Here is a 20,711-nt window from a genome sequence, read left to right on the forward strand (position 1 = left end):
TGAGCAGTATCCGTTGAGGGGAAGGGTGCACTCTTTTGAGGGCTGGAGTGCATCCTCTACAGTTTGGATGCTGCTTTATCAGGGTTGAGCAGTATCCGTTGAGGGGAAGGGTGCACTCTTTTGAGGGCTGGAGTGCATCCTCTACAGTTTGGATGCTGCTTTCATGAGGGTGGGCAGTATCCGTTGAGGGGAAGGATGCACTCTTTTGAAGGCGGAGTGCATCCTCTACAGTTTGGATGCTGCTTCATGAGAGTGAGCAGTATCCAAAGGGAAAGGCCTATTCCGTAAAAAAACAGGGATAGCCAAAAGATTTGTTTTTATATTTTTATTGATAGGTTGCTGTATTTGTTAGGGCTATTCATTCTTTATTCTCAACATTTAAGATGATTATGTGATCAGGGTTGTTCGTCAATACAATCGTAAAAGACGCTGAGTATTTTTATAATAATTAAGATATTTTTGTGCCTTTTTCTTGTTTTTTTTATGTTTACACAAGATTTACACTGCTTTTCAACAGTTTGTTTTTTTGCTTCGCTAATGGCGTTGGTTAAACACTTTAATTATTTTAACTGTTTCAACACCGCCTTAAAATAACAGTGCTTTATAATATGACAAAATGAGCTGTATAACGTTTGATTCTTGAGGGATGCTAGAAAGAGGGGGGTGTTAGGAGAGATGTTGTATATATTTTTAGTTTATCTTTTAAAGCAGGAAGATCAACATATTTGAGAAGAATATGAAGTGCTATGGATAAAGCTTCCCTCCGTCTTTCCGAGATCTATGTTTTATGCGGTTTGACGGTTAAAGAGCAATAGCTGAATGGAATCACGCTTGTTTTATGTTTTTATCCTCACGCTTTAGATTTTTTCTCGTGGGGATACCAGTTTTTTAATGGGGTTTTACGCGCCTTACGTAAAACAGAATGTTCTAAACAGAATATATTTGTGTTGCACATTTACGTCCTTATTTAAAAAACATCATGTTGTCTTATCTCACAATAATGTTGGTGAATGGGGATGTTGGTGAATGGGATAATGGGGAAATCTCTCGTGAAGTGGATAAGCCCTTCTTTAAAAGCTCATAAGGGGAAAGCCAGCACTATCATACTATTCTAGTGCCTAATGTGATGACAGCCTTTAGTGCTTGAGCGTGTTTATAAGAGGCATTTTGATTCTTTATCTTTGAAGTGTTTTATTTCATATGTCTCTCATGTTGGTAATGTGCAAAAGACATGGCGTTGATTCTTGCAACCTGAAATAAATTTAAAATGAGAGAACCCCTATGATATTCGGGTCTCTTATTTTAATATGAAGAACGGGTGATTATAATTATAAATCAATATGGTGTCGTGATACATCAACCTTTTGGTGGGGTACAGGATAAAGAAAGTCATTAAATATAAGTCATTCTGTTATGTCGTAAAACACTGTCATTTGCGGTTTGGTGATATGAGAGCCAGCCGCCTTGGATATATTGAAGTGTTTTTTTAAGGGTGCGGTGGATTTTTAGGGCAGAGCTTGTTTTGTCGCACCTTGAGTTTAGCTGAAAATCCTGAATGGAAAATCAAGAGTGAAGTCTATCCAAGCTGTTTGTAGATCAGATTGGGTTAAAAAGCTTTGTTCTTTGAGGATGGAACGCAAGCCAATTTGACAAAAGAATGATCCATTTTGCGGGGAGATTTTATGGAGGAATATAACAAAGCTCATAAGAGAGTGATTTAAGACAACACAGTTATAAAAAAGTACAGTCGTAAAAAAAGTCCCCTGTTGTAATCAGAGGACTAAAAGCAGGAGAATTTTAACATTGGCTAGTAGGACATGTTAAAAAAATGAACTCAAAAGACTGTATTCAATCCACAAATTCATACTTACAAAACTATTACGCTATAATTAGCAGAGAATTGAAAAGATATCAATATAAAAAATACTTTTTACAAAAAAGAAGATTATGTCATTTTGCATTAAAAATTAATGAATACTTTTTTCAATTGAATATTTATTTTGAGACTCGATATTAATTAAACAATTAAACTGTATTTAAAGCTGTTATGATGCATGCAAGCATCTTAAACAAAACGTATTCTTCAATAAAAAACGAATAAACGTAAAAGCACCCCATGATTACAGGACTGGTGTGGGGGAAGGATTTTTGTTTTTAAGGGTGCGGAGTGTATCTTGAGTGGGTGTGGAGTGAAGTATTGTCCTTTTGGGTGTGTGGGGGGGTGAGGGGATGGAAGAGGTGGGGGGGAGCTTCTGGATGGTTGAGCCCATGTGGGGGGCTTTAGAGGGGGCAGCAACATGGGAGGTAGCTTAGAATGGCGAGGAGGGGGATTATTCAGAATGTTTATGGTTTGCATATCCCCAATGAAATGCTAACAAGTCTAAACAATCTCGTAAATGATCGGCAAGGGAATTTTGTTTGCGTTTTGAAGAACTTAATTCTTTTATTGCTTGTCCATAGCCGATAACGCGTTCAAGCAGTGAATAGCCAAGAATACCCAGTTGAACTTTGATTGTTTTTAAATGATTGGATGCTTCTATTTGACGTTCAATGGGGTGTGTGTACCCTTGGCTACAGGAAACCTTTTCACGGGTGTAGTCAAGGCTCATGTGGAGATCGGCTTGACTTTGACGCCAGTAAAAATAAAAACGTTCTGCCGCTTTATATTGGGCTTTGCTAAGATGTCCTTTGGCATATAAAAGTGCAATGGGATGGCTTTGTGCATTGGCAATGGCATTGATGGTACGCGGATTGCTGGAGTTTTCTGGATGATTGGATTGAAAATAAGGATTGCTCGTTTCAACAGGGATTTCTTGCGCCTTTAAATGACCAATGTGCCTTCCTTTATCTTGATGGTCAAGCGGGCAGGTTTGCGTATTTTTTCTCTCTTGATGGGTCATATCATCTCCTTAAAAATTATCGTTTGCTTCTCGTTTTTAAAAAATGTTGCTTGCTCTAGGCAAAACAGGGGGATTAGAGGAAGACATGTGTTGGAGTGTGCGTGAGGGTTTGTGCGCTCTTGGGGGTGACTTGGACTGTTGCGTTTGTGTGGGGGAGCCCCATGGATTTGACTCTTGAAAAGAGGGGTGTTTTGTTGCATGGTGGATTTTCCTTGAATGGCTTGATGGGGGAGTGGAATGATGTTGCGCGGTGCTTTGTCTTTGAAAAGACTAGTATTTTTCTGCATTGTGGTTGTTGTCTTTGTGTCTGTTTATATGGAAATGAAGGCGTTGGGGATGACGTGGGGCGTATTTTTACGGGCTGTGGTATTTTATGGCACTCCTGGCATTTTCCTTATGTTGGGTTATGAAGTAATGCAGCGGCGTGGTGTAAATCAGGGTTTGTTCTTCAAGATGTTGTTGTTGAGCTTCATTTTTGCTGCTGTCATTGATTTTATTTATGCGCAAGCTGAGCTTTTTGGTTTGACTTGGGTGTGGTTCTCAAACAGGTGGGTGTTTAACATTCTTTTTGGCGTTGTCTTTGGTCTTGTCCTTGGGCTTATTTATCGTGGGGCAAGGCGTTTTGGGTTTAGGCTTTCATTCTTTGAAAGGGATTGATCTTTTGCTGCATTTTGGGCATGGTCTCTGATTTTTACTTAATAAAGGAGCGGGGCGTATGGTGGTTGCGCGGGACATGTTTTTGAAGGGGCTGGCGTTTTTCTGCGTTATTGGCTTGGTCCTTGGTTTTGCTTATGAGGATGCGGGGCGACCGGTTATTACGTGGGAGGTGTTTTGGCAGGGGGTGGAACTTTCTTGCATTGCTGGAGCGACCTTTTGTTTTATTGTTGTGGGAGCAGACCGTAGGACTGTATCGTGGGGCGTGTTTTTCAAGGCTGTGGTGTTTTGCACCATTGCTGTAGTGGTTCTTGGCTTTGCTTATAAGGGAGCGAAGCGTTTTGATATATCGTGGGAATTTTTAGTGATCGGAGCGGTGTTTGTTGCATTGCTGGGGCTGTCCTTGGTTTTGCTTATGAGGGTGCAGGGTAAATGGATATCGCGTGGGGTGTCTTTTTTGAAGTTAGTGGTGTTTTCCTGCGTTGTTGGAGCTGTTGTTGGATTGGCGTATAATGGCGCCAAGCATATGGGGGTTCGCTGGTTTGTGATCTCGAACAATGGGGTGTTTGCGGGCACTATTGGACTTGTTCCTTTTTTTGCTCTGGAGGGGGTACGGTGTATGCGTGTACTGTTGGGGGGGCTTAAAAAGAATGAGCGTTTCTCTTCCCCACGGGCGTGATCTTTGATGTTATTACTGTGAGGGGTATTTGATGTCGAACGATTTGATGTTTTTGCAGTGGTTGGTATTTTTCTGCCCTTTGGCTCTCGCCTTTGTTTCTATTTATGTGGGAGCAAAGCGTCGCTCTGTTACAGGGTGGATGTTTTGGAGGTGGGTGGTGCTTTATGGCATTGTTGCCACCTACCTTGGTTTTATTTATGTGGGCGTGGGCAGGCGCGCTGTTGGTGGGGAGCTGTTTTTGAAGGGGGCGGTGTTTTCTTGCATTTTTGCAACTGTCCTTGGTTTGGTGCATCTGGGCGTCAAGAGTATGCCTGTGGCGGGGCAAGTGTTCTTAAAGGCGGTCATGTTTTGTTGCCTTATGGGCTTTATCCTGTGGTTTGCTGCTGTGGGCGTCAGAGATATGGATAGCATAAGGGCGGTATTCTTAAAGGGATTGCTTTTGACTGTATTGTTGAAAGTGCTCTTGGGGTTCTTTATACGCGAGCAAAGTGATACGGTGTTACAGAGGTTGTTGCGTTCTTTGAATTTTGTGCTGTTTTGCTGCATTTTGGCACTAATCCTTTTTTTTACTCGTGAAGGAGCAGAGAATCTAGGGTTGAGCTGGCTTTGGTTCTCGAAGGATTGGGTGTTTTTATTCATTTTTGGATTTCTTTCTCCTTTGATTTATCAGGGTGTAAGGCGTGCGCGTGTTCTAGGGGCTTGGTTCTTGAGGTAGGTGGTGTTTTTTTCTCCATGGGTGTGACCTTTAATGTGCTTGCTGTGAGTTATTTTGGATATTGATGTCGAACGATTTGTTTTTTTTGCTGTTGTTGGTGTTTTCCTACCTTTTTATTGTTGTCGTTATTGGTACTTATAAAGTTTCCAAGCGCTTCGATATTCCGTGGTGGCGGGCGGCGTTTTATTGTATTTGTGGTATTTCCCTCTTTTTGAAGGAAGTGCTGTTTTACTGTATTTTAGGAGTCGTCTTTTTTTTGGCTCTTTTAGGGGATGGAGAGTATGGATATACCGTGGGGACTCCTGTCCTTGATAGGGATCGTGTTTGCTGTAGTGTTGGAGTGGTTCTTGATTTTGCATATGAGGGGGCGGCAAGATGGGGTGCTGACGCGTTGTTTGTGGCTATTGAAGGGGCTGGTGTTTTGCGCCGTTGTTGGAGCGATCTTTTTTTGTTTGCGTTTGGGAGCAGAGAATATGGAGTTGGGCTGGCTTTGGTTCTCGAAGGATTGGGTGTTTTTTATCATTTGTGGATTTATCCTTCCTGTTGTTTCTGTGGGAGCAAGGCGTGCGCGTGTGAAGGCGGAGGCGTTTTTAAAGAGAGTGGGGTTTATGGAGCATTACAGATAACGTCGAGGGAATGTTTGTTCAAAAGAACAGCGATAGCGGTAGGTTTGAGGATCAAACCAAAGCCCTATTTTGCCTTCAAAATCACCAGAACGTTGTTTGGCAATATTCATAATGACGCCAGGGCGTTTGGCTAAATCTGCTTTTTCTTGTGCTAGAGAGGCGGCAAAGATTTTGTCTTCTAACGATCGATTGCGCCAAATGGTGATGATATTAAAGGCATTGGCGCCAATTTCTGAGGCACCTTTAATGTCTTCTGTGCTGGGGATATCTTTATCCAGACCGCCTTTGCGGGCATGGGCTACAAGATGAATGTGTACACTGTTTAAAACAGCCCAATCAACCATTTTATAAACGGCTTGTTCTTGTCTTGCATAATCATCAGAGGCAATGCCAAGCCGCATGAGACTGTCGATGATAAATTGATCGCAGCCATAGCGCGCACGACAATAGTCAAAGACATCAAGCAAGGTGTCAACGCTTGATTTGCCAACATGTTCATAAAGAATAAGCCCATCGTCTAAAAAATGAAGAATCCGTTCAATCGTCTCTTTTGTAGGCTTTTCTAAGCCGCCTGTTTGTTTGGTTAAGCGCCGTAAAGATTGTTCTCCTTTCATTTCTAGAGACGCTAAGCAAAGGCGACTTTTTTGCGCAATCCAATGGGGAATACAGTCTGATAACAATTGGCTTTTTCCTGCACCACTGGCACCACTCCAAAGCGTTAATTCTGCTGGGCGGAAATGCAATTTGTCCTTCAGTTTAGGATAGGGAACCGTATAACCAAGATGTTTTTCAGGCTCTGGCCAAAAAAGCCCAATCACTTGATCTTTATAGTCTGAGGCGCGCCGTAAACCTTCTGGTGCAAAGCTTTGTGCTGAGGAAAAGGCGGCTTTTATGGTGGCTTTATCAATCCCTGCGGTTAAACAATCATTGGCATCTTTAAGGGGTAAACGTACACGGTAGCAACGGTGGCGTCCAAGCCTGCTGGCAATCTCGAGGGCTGCTTCTTCTCCGGGCTGGTCCATATCTGTGGCTAAAAAAATCGTTTCAAAAGATTCTAAATGATCAAATTCATTTTCAATCCAGTTGTGTTTGCCTCCACTTCCTCCCCCAAAGGGAACAGAAACCGCCGGATATCCATAGGCAGCTAAGGAAAGTGCATCAATTTCTCCTTCAGTGATAACAATTGTACGGTTTGTTGAAGAAAAAGTGGGAAACGGCGCGTGCTGGGTTGCCTGTTGGGCCGTGTGCGTGGAGGCGGGGTGGGCTGAGGCGGTGTTTTGGGATGCGTGTGTAGAGGTGGGGTTGGTTGAGGGTGTATTTCGAGATGCCTGTGTGGAGGCGGGGTGGGTTGAGGGGGTATTTTGGGATGCCTGTGTAGAGGCGGGGTGGGTTGAGGGTGTATTTTGGGATGCGTGTGCAGAGGTTGGGTTGGTTGAGGGTGTGTTTTGCGTGGGGCAAAGGGCTTGCCAACCAAACAAAATCGGTTCACATTGAGAGGCTGTTGGTTTGCTTTTTGCTCCTGCTTGCGCGAGCCGTTCTTTAACTAGAGCAAGGGTGCCATCGGGTTTATAAAAGGGGAAAATGATTTTTTCACCATTTTCTCCTATGCGGTAACGCTTTATAACCTCTAGAGGAATGTGGCGTTCTTTGTGGAGATAGTTTTTTACGAGATTCTGCGGGGTCTGCCCTTTAGGAACCGGTGGACGGCGATAGGAACGATGAGGGACCATAAAGGGTTTTGGGCGTGTCAGATTGAGAGTTGCGCGTGCTTCTTCTAATGCTTGAGAGAGGCTAATGCCTTTGACTTCACACCAAAGGTCTAAAAGATCTCCTCCAGTGCCTTCTGCAAAATCATACCAAAGTCCTGCTTTACTGCCACTCAAGCAAATTGATAAACTTTGACCAGCTTCACCACGTGTGTTGCCTACAATCCAATTGTTGCCTCGTTTGTGCCCTTGGGGAAGAAGCATTTCTACTATTCTATCTGCTTGTGAGATAAGTTTTTGTTTGATTTCAAAAATTGTGCTCATGGTCATTCGTGATATTATTGCTGTTTTTCTCAAGATGTGGGGGAATTCTCTTTTTGCTGTTCTAGCCGTTCGATCTGATAGTGAAATCCGTGGTGCTATGGGGCTTGCCAGTCTACTTTGAGAGCTTCTTTGTCGCTCTTTGCTTGCCAATGGGCTTGGCTCTCACTCAAACCTTCTGAAACTGCTGCCTTGATGTCTGCTTGCTAATGCTCAGGAAGACGGTACCCTTTTTGGCAAGGGCGGTAATTGGAAGAAGGGTGTTTCTCGAGAAAGAGGGGGTGGATGCTGAAAGGCTGACGAGCGTTGTTTGAAGGGTATGATCTTTGCTGAAAGTTTCTGAAACTGCTGCGTTGATAACTATTTTCCAAGTGCATGGAAGACGGTGTCCTTTGGCAACTGAGGCGGTGGTTTTTTTGTTGGAAGAAGGCGGGATGGATACACAGAGGCTGGAGAGCGTTTGTGTTCCTTTGCGTGCAAGAGATGAGGCGTGTGTAGGGCGAGCACTTTTGTGATGAGAGTTGTAGGGGTGGTGTTGACTTGTTTTGCTGTATGAATAGCTTATTTCATTGTTGTTTTTGTTGTTATTTTTATGGTTTTGAAACATTTTTTGTCCCCGCGCGTGCTTGAAAAATACGTTGTTCGTGTGATGTCAAGAATTGTCGCTATAGTTGATCAAACTGCGGTAAAGCATGTCGTTGTTCTCAGAGATGAAAGATGAGGAGCTTCCCTGTTTTTGCTGTTCTAGCCGTTCGATCTCACGGCGAAACCAGTTGCGCCATGTGGCTTGCCAGTCTACTTTGAGAGCTTCTTTTCCGCTCTTGGCTTGCCAATAGTCGCGAAACTTCTTTTCTTGCCAATAGGCTTGGCTTTCACTCAAACCTTCTGAAACTGCCGCCTTGATGTCTGCTTGCCAATGTTCAGGAAGACGGTGTCCTTTGGCAACTGAGGCGGTGGTTTTTTTGTTGGAAGAAGGCGGGATGGATACAGGAAGATTGCTGGGTGGGAGATTGGTGGCGGATTTTGTTTTTTCCCCCATGACAATTTGCGCAATAGGGGCGGGGGCAAAATCGGCTTGTGGAGTGTTTAGGGGAGAGGCGTTTTTTTGCTCCGCTTCTTCTTGTGGAGGGGAAGGGAGAGCAGAATCAAGAGCTAAAGAGAGAGACTGGTGATCGCTTTGTTCAAAGTTTTCTTCGCAGGAAAAACAAGGTTCTATCTCATCACACAAAATTTTCTTTTCAAAAACACCGTGAGGTGTTTTCTTTTCTTCTGTCTTTTGAGCTTCTAAGCTTTGTGCAGCATCTTTTGTACTCTCGTTAAGCAGTTGTTGAATCTCAGCATTGATTTTTTTACGCTTTTTTGCCGAAGAACGACCCGCAAAGGATTTTTGTTCAAGCAATTTTTCACGCTCTTGAAAAACATTTTCGCAACGCTTGTTCCATAATCCATTGGCTAAATTTAAAATCTTACCCTCTTGGATGAGCATTTCTAAAACATTAACAAAAGTTCGCTTGTCACAACCACAAAGACGCGCTAAACGTTCTTCCGATATTTCTAGAGGACGACCGCGTGCATACATTTCATTGAGAAGAATCGTATAGATTCCAATCTCGTGTGCGCGCATCCCACGAACACCTCCTAGAAAGTCATTTTGATACCAACAAACATACGGAAGCCTGGACGATTCATAATGAGGAGTTTCTTGTTGATTAGCGTGTTTCATACTGCAGTCTACTTTCTTTTTTTTATACATTCTTATTGACGATAAAAGCGCAAATAGGGATTCAGCTTGTGTTTTGTTTGGCTCTGTTTGATGATGACGAGAGGCTTCTTTACGACGTTTATAAATGATTGGGTGTGCTTGAAGCGCATGCAAACTTACGATTTAAGATTGCGGTGATGGAAAAAATAAAGAGTACCACACATTTTCAATATATCTGCTTTTGGGCAGCAACTTTTGGAGGTGGCTTTTATATCCTTTGGGGTGGTTAAAGTGTTTTTATGATCCAAAAATAAAAAATTTTTCCCCCTAAAAAGTAAAATTTGTTTCCTTAATTTTATCCTTTTTAGAGGATAATGCAAGCCAATTTTATAAAAAGGACGTGTTTTTTGTAAAAGACGCGCTATATGGTGAAATTATGAATATCGATGGTTGGCGTCAAAGATTAAGGATCGCTTTGGAAAAAAGTGGGCGGTCAAAAAGATCTATCTCCCTCTCTGCTGGTAAAGGTGCGGGATACCTTCATTCTATTCTTTCTGAAGGAAAAGAACCAACAATCGAATCTCTTTCGCGAATTTGTCACGAAATTAATATCAGTATGAATTATATTCTTTACGGTAAAGGGGCTAGCCCTGAAGATAAAGAATTTATAGAGCTTATTTCAAAACTCTCTCCGCAAGAGAGACAGGCGATTTTGACTCTTTTGCGGCGACCCGTTGACGAAGCTCCAAAATAAGTTCCTTCTGTGCTTTTGAATCAAGACGACTCCAGTATTTTATTAATATTATATCACTCATTTTATCTCTCCAGCGTGTTTATAATTGCAATCGAGTAAGAACAAATAGAGAACAACAAAGGGACATGAGAGGAACAAAGAATAATAGATTTTTATTTACATATGTCATTTGAACCCCGCAGAGATTTAAAATATATCTTTTATGAAGGATAAAATGGTTGACATCTCTCCTATAGAGGATATAAGACTAACGCTATATTTAGTCTTGTCAAGACAAGGCTATGCTTTATCAACTATCTAAAGGGGGAAATCATGAAAAATATTCCATTCGTTAAAGAGGATGAAATCATTATCGTTTTATGCGAAGAGGAAAATCCTAATATTTATGAAGGACCAATCGATGAAATCGAAGAAGTGCTCGAACTGATTGAAGAATGTGAAACTGTTTATAGAGTTTTACGACTCGATCTGACAACTTCTCATGCTGAAGATGTTACGGAACAAATCGCTGACTTTTATGTCGAAAATCATGAAATGAATGAAGAAAATACGCCATTGCAGCCCTTCGTTTTGAATAGTGAAGCTTATCATGCTTGTTTAAATGAAAGAGCCGCTTGCGATTATGAAGATAATCTCTATGGCTCTTATGAAAAACAGCATCGTTTACGCCCATGTGATGTCTTGACAGATTATTGGTGGTAAACATGCCAAGTTATCTCAAGACTTCTTATCAAGGGGTTCCACTTTATTATGCTGGAAATATGCGAAATTTAATCAGACTCGAACCACAAAAACACAACGCTATTCTTTTCATATCGCAAGAGGTGGCTCAGTTTATGGCAAAAAAATTGGAGGAAGAATATTGCCGCCATGATTTTTCCGTCGTGCAATAGCTAGATTGAAAAAGGGAGCCGCAATGATGGGCCCAAGTGCTTTTTTTATTGCGGTGACCATGATGCGCGTTATGTTTTCCTTCTTGGGGGGGGAGCTTGGGGGAAAATTTTTAGCCGATATGGGAAAGGGGATATGAAGAAAAGAGCCTATGGATGAGAAATTGCGGGAGCTTTGCGAGGGGAAAAGCTGTCGGCTGGGTTCATTGGGGGGATTGAGGAAATTGGGGGGAGAGGTAACTATCAGTGGCTTGGAGTGATACGTAAAGCATGTTGGAAAATGGAAGGAGATGTTTGAAGGGGGAATTAAGACCGTTAAAGCTTGTTTAGACGTTTTGGGACACGTGTGTTCTGGGAGCTTTTATATTGAGTGTTAAGGGGGCATTATTTTACTCATGAAAGAGCAAATGCTTTTTTATTGCGGTGACCATGATGCGCGTTATGTTTTCCTTCTTGGGGGGAGCTTGGGGGAAATTTTTTAGCCGATATGGGAAAGGGGGCATGAAGAAAAGAGTCTGTGGATGAGAAATTACGGGCGGTTTGCGAGGGGGAAAAGTTGTCGGCTGGGTTTTTCATTGGGGTGATTGAGAAATTTGCGGGGGGATGTTGAGGGGGGCAGCAGTTTTTTTGTTTTCAGGGGCACAATACTTGAGGGATGCATTGAAGGATGCTGTCGCCTTTAGTCCGTGTGAGGGATACAGGCTTAAACAATGTGAATGTTTCAAAGAGGATATATTGCAAAAAACACTTTAAAGATGAAGGGGAGAAATACTATGCCAATCATTATCGATTGTATTCAGGGAACGGAAGAATGGCAGAAAGTACGCAATGGTTTGATTACGGCTTCTTTGTTTGAGATGGTTATGGCACAAAAAAAACAGGGGCAAAAAACTTCACGATATCATAGTGTGATGATGAAATTGGCGGGAGAAAGAATTACAGGAAAAACCGTTGAGGAAGGAACAACGGTTTCTCAGCGACGTGGGACAGAATTAGAACCAATCGCACGACAACTCTATGCAAAACTTACGCATACAGAACCTGAATGTATTGGCTTTGTTTTGGCAGATGATCGCGGACAAGGATTTTCTCCCGATGCTTTTGTGGGAGAAAATGGCTTATTAGAAATAAAAACAAAAAAACCTGAAATTTTGATCCCTCATTTTATGCAAAAGACTTTTCCAGCAGAACATAAAGCACAATGTCAAGGAGGGTTATGGATTTCTCAACGCGAATGGGTGGATTTAATGCTCTATTGGCCTGATATGCCACCTTTGATTAAACGTGCTTATCGTGATGAAGCGTATATTTGCAAGCTTGAAAATGAAATTAGCCGTTTTAATGAGGCTTTGGAGAAGATGGTACAGCAAATTAAGTGTGTTGAGACAGGTTTTAGTATAAGGACAGAAATTGCTTTGAAGGAAAGGAAAAACAGAGAGCGGGGAGCGAATGCAAAGCGTCTGCTGGTGGGCAAAACAAGAATGAGGCGGGCAAGAAAGGGATCTGTACAGCATTGAGCAGGGGAAAAGTTTTATAAAAAGGAAAGAGCAGAGGGGGAAAAGCAAGTGGGGTGTTTGAGGAGAGCGGCAAGTAGGGGGCACAGGAAGCGCAGGGGATTTGGAGTGAATGTGAAAACTTGTTGGGAAATGGAAGGAGATGTTTGAAGGCGAAGTGGGAGCGTTAAAGTTTGTTTAGACGTATTGGGACAGAAGGGGGGGTTGGGAGCTTTTGTGTTGAGTGTTAAGGGGAGATATTATTTTACTCATGAAAGGGCAAATGCTTCTTTATTGCGATGACAATGGTGCGCGTTATGCTTTTGTTTTTTGGGGGCTATCTGTTTTAGTCGGTATAGGGAAAGAGAGGTATGAAGAGCTTATGCATGAGGAACTGTGGGAGGCGTGTTGGGGAAGTGAGACAGGAGACGTATGGGGCGTGGGTTTTAGCTGCTTTTATGTTGAGTGTTAGATGTTGAGTGTTAGGGAGGCACTAATAAATAAGGCAAGAGCCTTTCTCACTGGGGAGAGAATGCTGCGCATGATACTTTCGTTGATGGAGGATCAATGGAGGTGATTGATGCTTATAGAAAAGAGGAGAGGGGTAGGAGAAGAATAAACAAAAGAAGAATAAAATGGTGCTGCGAGAGAGGATTGAACTCTCGACCTCTCCCTTACCAAGGGAGTGCTCTACCACTGAGCTACCGCAGCCCCTTTTCAATCTTTGCGCTGTCTTGTGCCATATTGTCAGAAAATAGGCAAGAGAACATTTGTATATTCTTGCAAGAAAACGTATCTTATGTCATGACATATGTTTCTTATATGCTTAAATATTTAAGGTTATGAGTTGCTTGGATAGAAGCTCAACACTGTTTAAAAGGTTGCGCAATGACACAAATGCATCAAAAACAAAAACAAAATGAAATGAATCATCAAAATGAAAAAGCAAAACGGCGTCAAGAAAGATTGGCGCAACAATTGCGTCAAAACCTGAAACGTCGAAAAGAGCAAAGCCGACAAAGAGCGCAAACAGAGCTCTAAAATGCAAAAAGCCCTAAAATGCAAAAAAATGTTTTTTAGTGAAGCTTTGCAACTAAACTTCTCAATAATTTGTTCTCATATTTAGAATGCGTTCTAAAACGATTAATAAAGCATAACTTCCCGAAGGGGGAAAAACCTTTGGAAGGGCAGGCACAAAGGAAAAGAGGGAAAACACTATGGATTCTATTCAAATTGTTGGGGGGAAAAAGCTTAAAGGAACCATTCCTATATCAGGGGCAAAAAACGCTGCATTGCCTCTTATGATTGCGGCGCTTTTGACAGAAGAAACGCTCACTTTAGAAAATATCCCTCATCTGGCCGATGTCGAACTGCTTATTCGTATTCTCAATAATCATGGTGTTGGGTATGCTGTTGATGGACAAGAGTTTAACGATGAGTGTGTGAATTCAAGAACAATTCATTTTACTGCGCAAAAAATAGCGACAACACGTGCGCCGTACGAACTGGTGAAAAAAATGCGCGCAAGCTTTTGGGTTATCGGACCTCTCCTTGCACGATGCTTAGAGGCTTATGTGTCGCTTCCTGGAGGATGTGCTATCGGAACAAGACCTGTCGATTTTATCCTTGAGGGACTCAAAACTTTAGGCGCACAGATTACGATCGAAAATGGATATGTTCATGCAAAAGCACCAAGGGGGTTAAAAGGTGCTCACTATCGTTTCCCTAAAGTCACAGTTGGTGGAACCCATGTAATGCTTATGGCGGCGACATTGGCAGAGGGAACAACCTTTCTTGAGAATGCGGCTTGTGAACCAGAAGTGGCAAACCTTATTCGAACTCTGAATGCTATGGGGGCTCAAATAACTGGTGAAGGAACAACAACGCTTACAATTGAAGGGGTTAAAAAACTTAAAGGAACAAAAATACGCGTCATTGCTGATCGAATCGAAGCGGGGACATATGCAATGGCTGTTGCTATGACAGGAGGCGATGTCTTTCTTAAAAATGCAAATCCTAATCATCTTACAAAAGTGCTTAAGGTGCTTCAAAAAACAGGACTCGAGATTCAAATAGAACCTCAAGGAATTCATGTTAAGCGAAATCCAAAGAACACAAAAATTATGCCTGTTGATATTAAAACAGGACCTTATCCTGCTTTTCCAACCGATCTCCAAGCGCAATTCATGGCGCTCATGACACGGGCTGAAGGAATCTCGCATATTACAGAGACGATTTTCGAAAATCGTTTTATGCATGTTCAAGAACTCAATCGTTTAGGGGCCTCGATAAAGCTTGATGGGCAGACAGCAACTGTCTATGGAACAGAGAATTTGCAAGGGGCTCCTGTCATGGCGACGGATTTGCGCGCTTCTGTTTCTCTTGTGATTGCAGCATTGGCAGCAAAGGGAGAAACAATCGTCAATCGTGTCTATCATCTTGATCGTGGATTTGAGAGATTAGAGGAAAAATTAGTCCGTTGTGGCGCAAAAATCCAACGTATCACAGTGTAATTCCCTTTGAGGGTATTCTTTAATCTCTCTCTTCGGGGGGCTTAATCTCAGAAAACAAGGTTTGTTAATCCTCTCAATAAACGTGGGGTTTATCTCATGGTTTTGGAGTTTTTACGAGCGGGCATAAGTGTTTGAGAGGCGGGTGGAGCTCATAAAACAAAAAAAGATTTGTATCATTGTCTAAATGTCGTTTATGGCGCTCATAACACGGGGTTGAGGGAACCGCGCATATTACAGAGACGAGATTTTCGAAAATCGTTTTATGCATGTTCAAGAACTCAATCGTTTGAGGGCGTCTAGAAAGCTTGATGGGCGAGAGGGCAACGCATCTCATGGAACAGAGAATTTGCAAGGGGGGCCTCATCATAGCGACGGATTTGCGCGCTTTTTGTTTCTTTTGTATTTGTGTTATTTGTATTATCATTGCCAAAGAAAATAATTCAAAATGATAGTAAACGTTCACAATATTTATTGTTTTTTAATATAAAAATATGATAATAAAATAATCTATGTATTTTATAGTGTTTATAATTATTCAAGGAAAATGAAATGAAGCAGACTTTTAAATTATTGAGTGCTTTATTGATTATGATTGGATGTTATCAAGCTCAATTGCCTCAAACCATTGCAGGTACATGGAAAAAGTCTGGTGTAAATCAACTTGAAAAAAAAGTTCTTTATGGTGCTTCAGAAGATTTTCAGAATGACCCTGCTTATATAGAATGGTGTATAGTACATGACAAGAATCCGGAGTGTAATCCTTTAGAATCTCGCAATCCACGGAAGTTTAGTAGAACTCTTGGGCACGGGTACTGATGAAAAGGGCAATGTAATCTCTTTAATTGATGAAAAAACGAATATGGAAAACCTATAAAAGACAATCATAACAAAAAAGTATCTTCATTCTTTAAAAGCTGAGGATGGCATTGTTAATGGGGCGCCGATAAAGCGCTATGGATTAGAGGGTAGCGCATCTCATAAAACAGAGAATTTGCAAGGGGGGCCTCATCATGGCGACGGATTTGCGCGCTTTTTGTTTCTCTTGTGATTGCAGCCCTCTTATCTTGTTACATTGGCAGCAAAGGGAGAAACAATCGTCAATCGTGTCTATCATCTTGATCGTGGATTTGAGAGATTGGAGGAAAAATTAGTCCGATTTGGCGCAAAAATCCAACGCATCACAGTGTAAATCTGTAAGATGTCTCTCAAAAATGGCTTTGGGAGGGGGCTATATGTTGTTAGGTGTGCTTTTGGGAGGCTTGATCTCAAAAATAAAGGGTTATTAGTCCTCTCAATAAAAGTGGGTTTTATCTCATGGTTTTGGAGTTTTTACGAGCGGGCATAAGCATTTGAGAGGCGGGGGTGGAGCTCATAAAATAAAGACTGTTTTAAATTTTATTGTAAATTTCCTGAAATTGCTTTATTGGTAAGAGAATGTTTTGGTCGTCTACGCAACGGCCAACAGGGAATGAAAGACCCGAAACTTGAGACACGTATTTATCCAGCTTTATGGATATCCCGGATTTCCGGGAGCTTTTGTTATGTCCAGGTGCTCTTTAGCACTAAAAGCAAAAGGCTGAGTCAAGTTTCAGCTCTTTCAACTCCCGGAATACCAATGCGAGGGCGCTCGCAACCGGCAGGGGAGCTTGAAGTGAAAGCTAAAAATCCACACTTTAACGACATTTCGATAGGCAGAAAAATTCGCTTTAAAAGAACAATGCTGGGGATGTCGCAAAAGCAATTAGGCAGCCAGTTAGGTGTGACTTTTCAACAAATCCAAAAATATGAAAAAGGCTCTAATCGTATAGGGGCGGGGCGTTTACAAGAAATTGCAGATATTCTCAATGTTCCCATTTCCTTTTTTTACGCTGATCTCTCAACAAAAGAAAACGTCTTGTATCCTTATGATGAAAGGATCGGAAGTAAAGAAGAGCAAATCCTTTTGAAAAGTTTTAGAGAGCTCAAACCTAAAAAGCAGAAAGCAATTTTGTGTTTGATTTCCTCCCGCTCTACGCTCTAAAGGATGCATATTCCTGACTTAAGGGCTGCTCTGTAAACAGTCCGGCTTCTGTTGGCGGGGGGGGGTGACCTACTCCTAACCACTCATGTGGTTCACTTTAAAAAGGCTCTACGGGGCAAGCCATGCCCATTTATTACACACTCTAAAAACACTTAATATGGAAAGTTTTACATGCCTTATATCACCGCTCTAAACAACAATGTTTTACGGCACAACATGATAAACCGCGCTTTTTTTCAGTGAACACTAATGCGTATTGTTATTGGTTTTTTTTCTGTTAAGAAGCGTATACAGTGTCGTAAAAGAGTTAAGTAAGAAATTTAAATAGCGCGTGAAGCATCAAAGAAACTTTGGAAAAATTCTTGAAAAAATTAGTTTAGGGGAGCTTTTTATAAAAGCCCGTCTTAGAGAGGCAGATAAGTCTTTCATCTTAAGATGGTTTGCTTTACGTTTCAAAACTTGATAAAAATTCAAAAATTTCGAAAAAAATAGGAAGAGAAGCTTTTTCTGGTATGCAGGGGGGAAAATGGTCAATAAATTAGACAAAAAACAGATTATATTTTTAGCATTGCCACTCATCTTTTCAATCATTGTAGCTTTTTTGGTCAATATAACCATCAATAACATTACAGAAAATGGAACGACGCCTGATGCTTATTGGTTTGTAAGATCAAAGCCACTGGATATTTTAATCCTTATTGCACTTTCATGTTCTTCATTCATCTTATTACAAAAAAGGCATACCAGAAAAAATATCATTATTTCGTCCATGATCATCTTTGGTTTGTTTGCAACTTATTATAGTGCAAATGAATATATCAGACTTAGTCCCTATGTAGGTCAAGATAATATGACATGGGCGGATGTTTTTCCTTTCTTTGATAGGATGGTTTTAGGGGGTGTTATTATTGGCATTGTTATCCTTGGTTACACGATAAAACTATCATTACCTAAAGCTTCACCTTTGAAAATTTCAAAAAATACGATCTTTGGTGGTGTTCAATGGATGAGTATGAAAAAGATTGAAGAGATTTTTCCTCGTGATGGTGAAGTCGTCATAGGAGAGCGCTATAGAGTCGACAAAGATATTGTTAAAGATGTCCCTTTTAATCCTAAAGACAAAACAACATGGGGAAAAGGTGGTCGCCAGCCATTGTTGACATATAAACTGGATTTTGATTCAACCCATATGTTATTTTTTGCTGGTTCTGGTGGTTATAAAACAACCAGTAATGTTATTCCAACTTGTCTCAAATATTCCGGTCCACTGATCGTTTTTGACCCTTCAACTGAAATCGCTCCAATAGTTAAAGACGCAAGGGAGCAGTTAAAAAGAAAAGTATACGTTCTTGACCCCCATAGTTCTTCAACAGAAACTTTTAATCCTTTAGATTGGCTGTTAGATGAAAATCTCCCCCTTTATGAAAGAGAAGCGGGTGTGGTTGAAGTTGCTAGACTCCTTCTTTCTGAAAACTACAAATCAACTTCGACAGACCAATTCTTTGTATCACAGGCACATAATTTGTTAACAGGAATACTTGCGCATGTGGTCTTTTCTGATGAATACACATTACAGGAAAAAAACTTAAAAACCCTTCATACGATCATGTCAATGCCAGAACCGTCTGTGATTGGAAAATTGCGTTCCTTACAGGCTTCATCGCCATCCCAATTTATTCGTGAAACTCTTGGGGTGTTTACAAACATGATTGAACAAACTTTCTCAGATGTCTATTCTACTGTTGCAAAAGATATACAATGGCTTTCCCTCTCTAATTATGCAGATCTTATCAGTGGTTATAACTTTAAAACTAATGATATAACAAAAGGAGATATCGATGTTTTTTTAAATATCCCCTCAAAAATTTTAAAATCTTATCCAGGTGTTGGGCGTGTCCTTGTTGGCTCTTTTCTCAGAGCTATGGAAGCTGCTAATGGTAATTATGCAAAAAGAGCGCTCTTTATTTTAGATAATGCTGATCTTTTAAGATATATGAACATTTTAGAAGAAGCACGTGATCATGGACGCAAATATGGCATATCTCTCATGCTTTTTTACGAGTCTGTAGAGCAAATAGAACGCTATTTCGGTTCGTTAGGCGTTATGACATGGTTTAAAAATTGTGCTTTTGTAAGCTATGCCGCAATAAAAGATATTAAAACTGCTGAAAATATATCTAAGGCATGTGGTCAAATGACCATTGAAGTGAAAGATTCAAGCATAACTCTGGGAACATCAGGTATAGAAGGAACAGAGCATCTAAGTTTGCGACAAAGACCCTTAATATATCCACATGAAATAACACAAGAAATGCGAAAAGACGAACAGATTATTCTCGTGCAAGGAGAGCTCCCTATCCGTTGTGGACGCTCTATCTATTTTAGACGTAAGGATTTAACAGCTCTTGCTAATGAAAATAGCTTTTCTTCTTAATAAAGCACTTGTTTTTTAGTTAAAATGAATAAAGCATTATTGTATTTTGGGGTGATATAATTAGAGATAAATTATTTTTATAGTACATTTTTATAGTACAGTGGCTTGAAAATGGGAGAAAGTCATAAACGATCTTTCTGCTAAGAAGACAAACACCAAAAAAATCAAGACATAAAAAGAGTATCTTATCAATTATAATGTGTGGGGTGTTCAAGATAATACGTAGAATATTGGCTGTGATAGTTAAAAAGTTGCTTTACGCAATCTGCCTTATTCTATTATTTATTCGTAAACCAGTTTTTGCCTTCTTAAACTTCTTTGTTGGTGGCTTGGTTTTATTCCTATTTTTTCTTTTTTTTGGATACACAGCGAGAGTTGCATCCTATGAACACCAAACAGCAATGGTCATTGATGATATCATCATGATATTTCTTTGCTTGTTTGCTAATGATGCCTATGAAAGGTTTTTACTACGTCTAGCTGATACGTCTAGCTTCTCTTGATTATGATCTTATACTTATTTCAATAAATAGCGCTCATTTCGTTCGTATATAATTTAATCAAAAAAGAGAGGTGGGGTGCCTCTGATAAAAATACAAATAAAGACTGTTTTAAATTTTATTGCTAATTTCATGAAATTATTTTATAAATAACACTGTAATTTTGGTCGTCTACGCAACGGCCAAGAGGGATTCAAAACCCCTAAAGTTCAGTACATAAGATTAGCCTACTTTTGTGGGTTTCCCGGGATTCCGGGAGTTTTTGCCATGTCCAGGTGCGATGAGCACTAAAAGCAAAAAAGCTGACTGAACTCAGTGTTTTTGACTCCCGGAATACTTATGCGAGGGCGCTCGCACTCGGCAGGGGAGCTTAAAGTGAAAGCTAAAAATCCACACTTTAACGACATTTCGATAGGCAGAAAAATTCGCTTTAAAAGAACAATGCTGGGGATGTCGCAAAAGCAATTAGGCAGCCAGTTAGGTGTGACTTTTCAACAAATCCAAAAATATGAAAAAGGCTCTAATCGTATAGGGGCGGGGCGTTTACAAGAAATTGCTGATATTCTCAATGTTCCCATTTCCTTTTTTTACGCTGATCTCTCAACAAAAGAAAACTTCTTGTATCCTTATGATGAAAGGATCTCGAGCAAAGAAGAGCAAGTCCTTTTGAAAAGTTTTAGAGAGCTCAAACCTAAAAAGCAGAAAGCAATTTTGTGTTTGATTGTCTCATGAGATAAGAAACACTGTTTTAATTTTTATTGCTGGTCTCCTGAAATTATTTTATGAACAAGAGCCAAGGTTCTC

Annotated in this window: 19 protein-coding genes, 1 tRNA gene and 2 pseudogenes; 17 read left to right on the top strand and 5 right to left on the bottom strand. The window is 40.8% G+C overall.

The features are described 5' to 3' along the window. Positions 1-2,330: 2,330 nt before the first annotated feature. Positions 2,331-2,900 (bottom strand): hypothetical protein, encoded by a 570-nt coding sequence (locus tag ACFIKD_RS04205; RefSeq protein WP_375635598.1) that lies wholly within the window; start codon positions 2,898-2,900, stop codon positions 2,331-2,333. Positions 2,901-3,137: 237 nt separating this feature from the next. Between ACFIKD_RS04205 and ACFIKD_RS04210 the strand changes: the two genes are divergently transcribed. The 4 genes from ACFIKD_RS04210 to ACFIKD_RS04225 all read left to right on the top strand — a co-directional run bounded on the left by ACFIKD_RS04210 (position 3,138) and on the right by ACFIKD_RS04225 (position 5,574). After that, entirely contained in the window at positions 3,138-3,557 is a 420-nt protein-coding gene (locus ACFIKD_RS04210; RefSeq protein WP_375647291.1) for a hypothetical protein, read from the top strand. A gap of 58 nt (positions 3,558-3,615) precedes the next feature. Next, a complete protein-coding gene (locus tag ACFIKD_RS04215; protein WP_375647292.1) occupies positions 3,616-4,233 on the top strand; it encodes a hypothetical protein in 618 nt (205 codons plus the stop codon). Positions 4,234-4,264: 31 nt separating this feature from the next. Then, positions 4,265-4,948: a hypothetical protein gene (locus ACFIKD_RS04220; protein WP_375647293.1), complete on the top strand. Its 684-nt coding sequence runs from the start codon at positions 4,265-4,267 to the stop codon at positions 4,946-4,948. A gap of 281 nt (positions 4,949-5,229) precedes the next feature. Next, positions 5,230-5,574: a hypothetical protein gene (locus tag ACFIKD_RS04225; protein ID WP_375647295.1), complete on the top strand. Its 345-nt coding sequence runs from the start codon at positions 5,230-5,232 to the stop codon at positions 5,572-5,574. On the opposite strand, the gene ACFIKD_RS04230 is transcribed toward ACFIKD_RS04225, so the two are convergent. Beyond that, positions 5,565-7,604 carry a toprim domain-containing protein gene (locus ACFIKD_RS04230; protein ID WP_375647296.1) on the bottom strand — a complete coding sequence of 680 codons (2,040 nt, stop codon included), beginning with the start codon at positions 7,602-7,604 and terminating at the stop codon, positions 5,565-5,567. The genes ACFIKD_RS04225 and ACFIKD_RS04230 overlap by 10 nt on opposite strands. 29 nt (positions 7,605-7,633) lie before the next feature. Continuing rightward, a pseudogene (locus ACFIKD_RS04235) lies at positions 7,634-7,834 on the bottom strand (hypothetical protein); the annotation flags it as partial. 93 nt (positions 7,835-7,927) lie between these two features. Here ACFIKD_RS04235 and ACFIKD_RS04240 point away from each other — a divergent pair. Beyond that, positions 7,928-8,116, top strand: coding sequence for a hypothetical protein (locus ACFIKD_RS04240; RefSeq protein WP_375647332.1), 189 nt, complete (start codon positions 7,928-7,930; stop codon positions 8,114-8,116). Positions 8,117-8,253: 137 nt separating this feature from the next. On the opposite strand, the gene ACFIKD_RS04245 is transcribed toward ACFIKD_RS04240, so the two are convergent. Further along, the gene (locus ACFIKD_RS04245; RefSeq protein WP_375635609.1) at positions 8,254-9,324 is read right to left on the bottom strand and encodes a YdaU family protein; all 1,071 of its coding nucleotides are present in this window, start codon (positions 9,322-9,324) and stop codon (positions 8,254-8,256) included. Positions 9,325-9,739: 415 nt separating this feature from the next. On the opposite strand from ACFIKD_RS04245, the gene ACFIKD_RS04250 reads away from it, so the two are divergent. The 5 genes from ACFIKD_RS04250 (at position 9,740) to ACFIKD_RS04270 (ending at position 12,912) form a co-directional block, all read left to right on the top strand. Further along, positions 9,740-10,057 carry a transcriptional regulator gene (locus ACFIKD_RS04250; protein ID WP_015857134.1) on the top strand — a complete coding sequence of 106 codons (318 nt, stop codon included), beginning with the start codon at positions 9,740-9,742 and terminating at the stop codon, positions 10,055-10,057. Positions 10,058-10,369: 312 nt separating this feature from the next. Then, positions 10,370-10,759, top strand: coding sequence for a hypothetical protein (locus ACFIKD_RS04255; RefSeq protein ID WP_375647297.1), 390 nt, complete (start codon positions 10,370-10,372; stop codon positions 10,757-10,759). A gap of 2 nt (positions 10,760-10,761) precedes the next feature. Further along, positions 10,762-10,950, top strand: coding sequence for a hypothetical protein (locus ACFIKD_RS04260; RefSeq protein ID WP_375635610.1), 189 nt, complete (start codon positions 10,762-10,764; stop codon positions 10,948-10,950). A gap of 770 nt (positions 10,951-11,720) precedes the next feature. Further along, positions 11,721-12,464, top strand: a complete 744-nt coding sequence (locus tag ACFIKD_RS04265; RefSeq protein ID WP_375647299.1) for a YqaJ viral recombinase family protein — start codon at positions 11,721-11,723, stop codon at positions 12,462-12,464. Positions 12,465-12,711: 247 nt separating this feature from the next. Next, positions 12,712-12,912: a hypothetical protein gene (locus ACFIKD_RS04270; RefSeq protein WP_375647300.1), complete on the top strand. Its 201-nt coding sequence runs from the start codon at positions 12,712-12,714 to the stop codon at positions 12,910-12,912. Between the two features lie 164 nt (positions 12,913-13,076). Here the strand turns inward: ACFIKD_RS04270 and ACFIKD_RS04275 are convergent. After that, positions 13,077-13,151: transfer RNA gene (locus ACFIKD_RS04275), tRNA-Thr, on the bottom strand. A gap of 177 nt (positions 13,152-13,328) precedes the next feature. Here ACFIKD_RS04275 and ACFIKD_RS04280 point away from each other — a divergent pair. The 7 genes and pseudogenes from ACFIKD_RS04280 (at position 13,329) to ACFIKD_RS04305 (ending at position 20,639) form a co-directional block, all read left to right on the top strand. Next, positions 13,329-13,481 carry a hypothetical protein gene (locus tag ACFIKD_RS04280; protein ID WP_375635612.1) on the top strand — a complete coding sequence of 51 codons (153 nt, stop codon included), beginning with the start codon at positions 13,329-13,331 and terminating at the stop codon, positions 13,479-13,481. Between the two features lie 176 nt (positions 13,482-13,657). Beyond that, positions 13,658-14,953, top strand: coding sequence for a UDP-N-acetylglucosamine 1-carboxyvinyltransferase (gene murA, locus ACFIKD_RS04285; protein ID WP_375635613.1), 1,296 nt, complete (start codon positions 13,658-13,660; stop codon positions 14,951-14,953). Positions 14,954-15,143: 190 nt separating this feature from the next. Further along, positions 15,144-15,339, top strand: a pseudogene (locus ACFIKD_RS09820) (UDP-N-acetylglucosamine 1-carboxyvinyltransferase); the annotation flags it as partial. 163 nt (positions 15,340-15,502) lie between these two features. Further along, positions 15,503-15,769, top strand: a complete 267-nt coding sequence (locus ACFIKD_RS04290; RefSeq protein WP_375635614.1) for a hypothetical protein — start codon at positions 15,503-15,505, stop codon at positions 15,767-15,769. A 799-nt stretch (positions 15,770-16,568) separates the two neighbouring features. Further along, positions 16,569-16,973 carry a helix-turn-helix domain-containing protein gene (locus tag ACFIKD_RS04295; protein WP_375647301.1) on the top strand — a complete coding sequence of 135 codons (405 nt, stop codon included), beginning with the start codon at positions 16,569-16,571 and terminating at the stop codon, positions 16,971-16,973. 526 nt (positions 16,974-17,499) lie between these two features. Then, positions 17,500-19,407, top strand: a complete 1,908-nt coding sequence (gene traG, locus ACFIKD_RS04300) for a Ti-type conjugative transfer system protein TraG (protein WP_375647302.1) — start codon at positions 17,500-17,502, stop codon at positions 19,405-19,407. An 875-nt stretch (positions 19,408-20,282) separates the two neighbouring features. Continuing rightward, the gene (locus ACFIKD_RS04305; RefSeq protein ID WP_375635616.1) at positions 20,283-20,639 is read left to right on the top strand and encodes a helix-turn-helix domain-containing protein; all 357 of its coding nucleotides are present in this window, start codon (positions 20,283-20,285) and stop codon (positions 20,637-20,639) included. Positions 20,640-20,711: the final 72 nt, after the last annotated feature.

Source organism: Bartonella sp. CR84HXZ (genome assembly GCF_042194535.1).
GTDB lineage: Bacteria > Pseudomonadota > Alphaproteobacteria > Rhizobiales > Rhizobiaceae > Bartonella > Bartonella grahamii.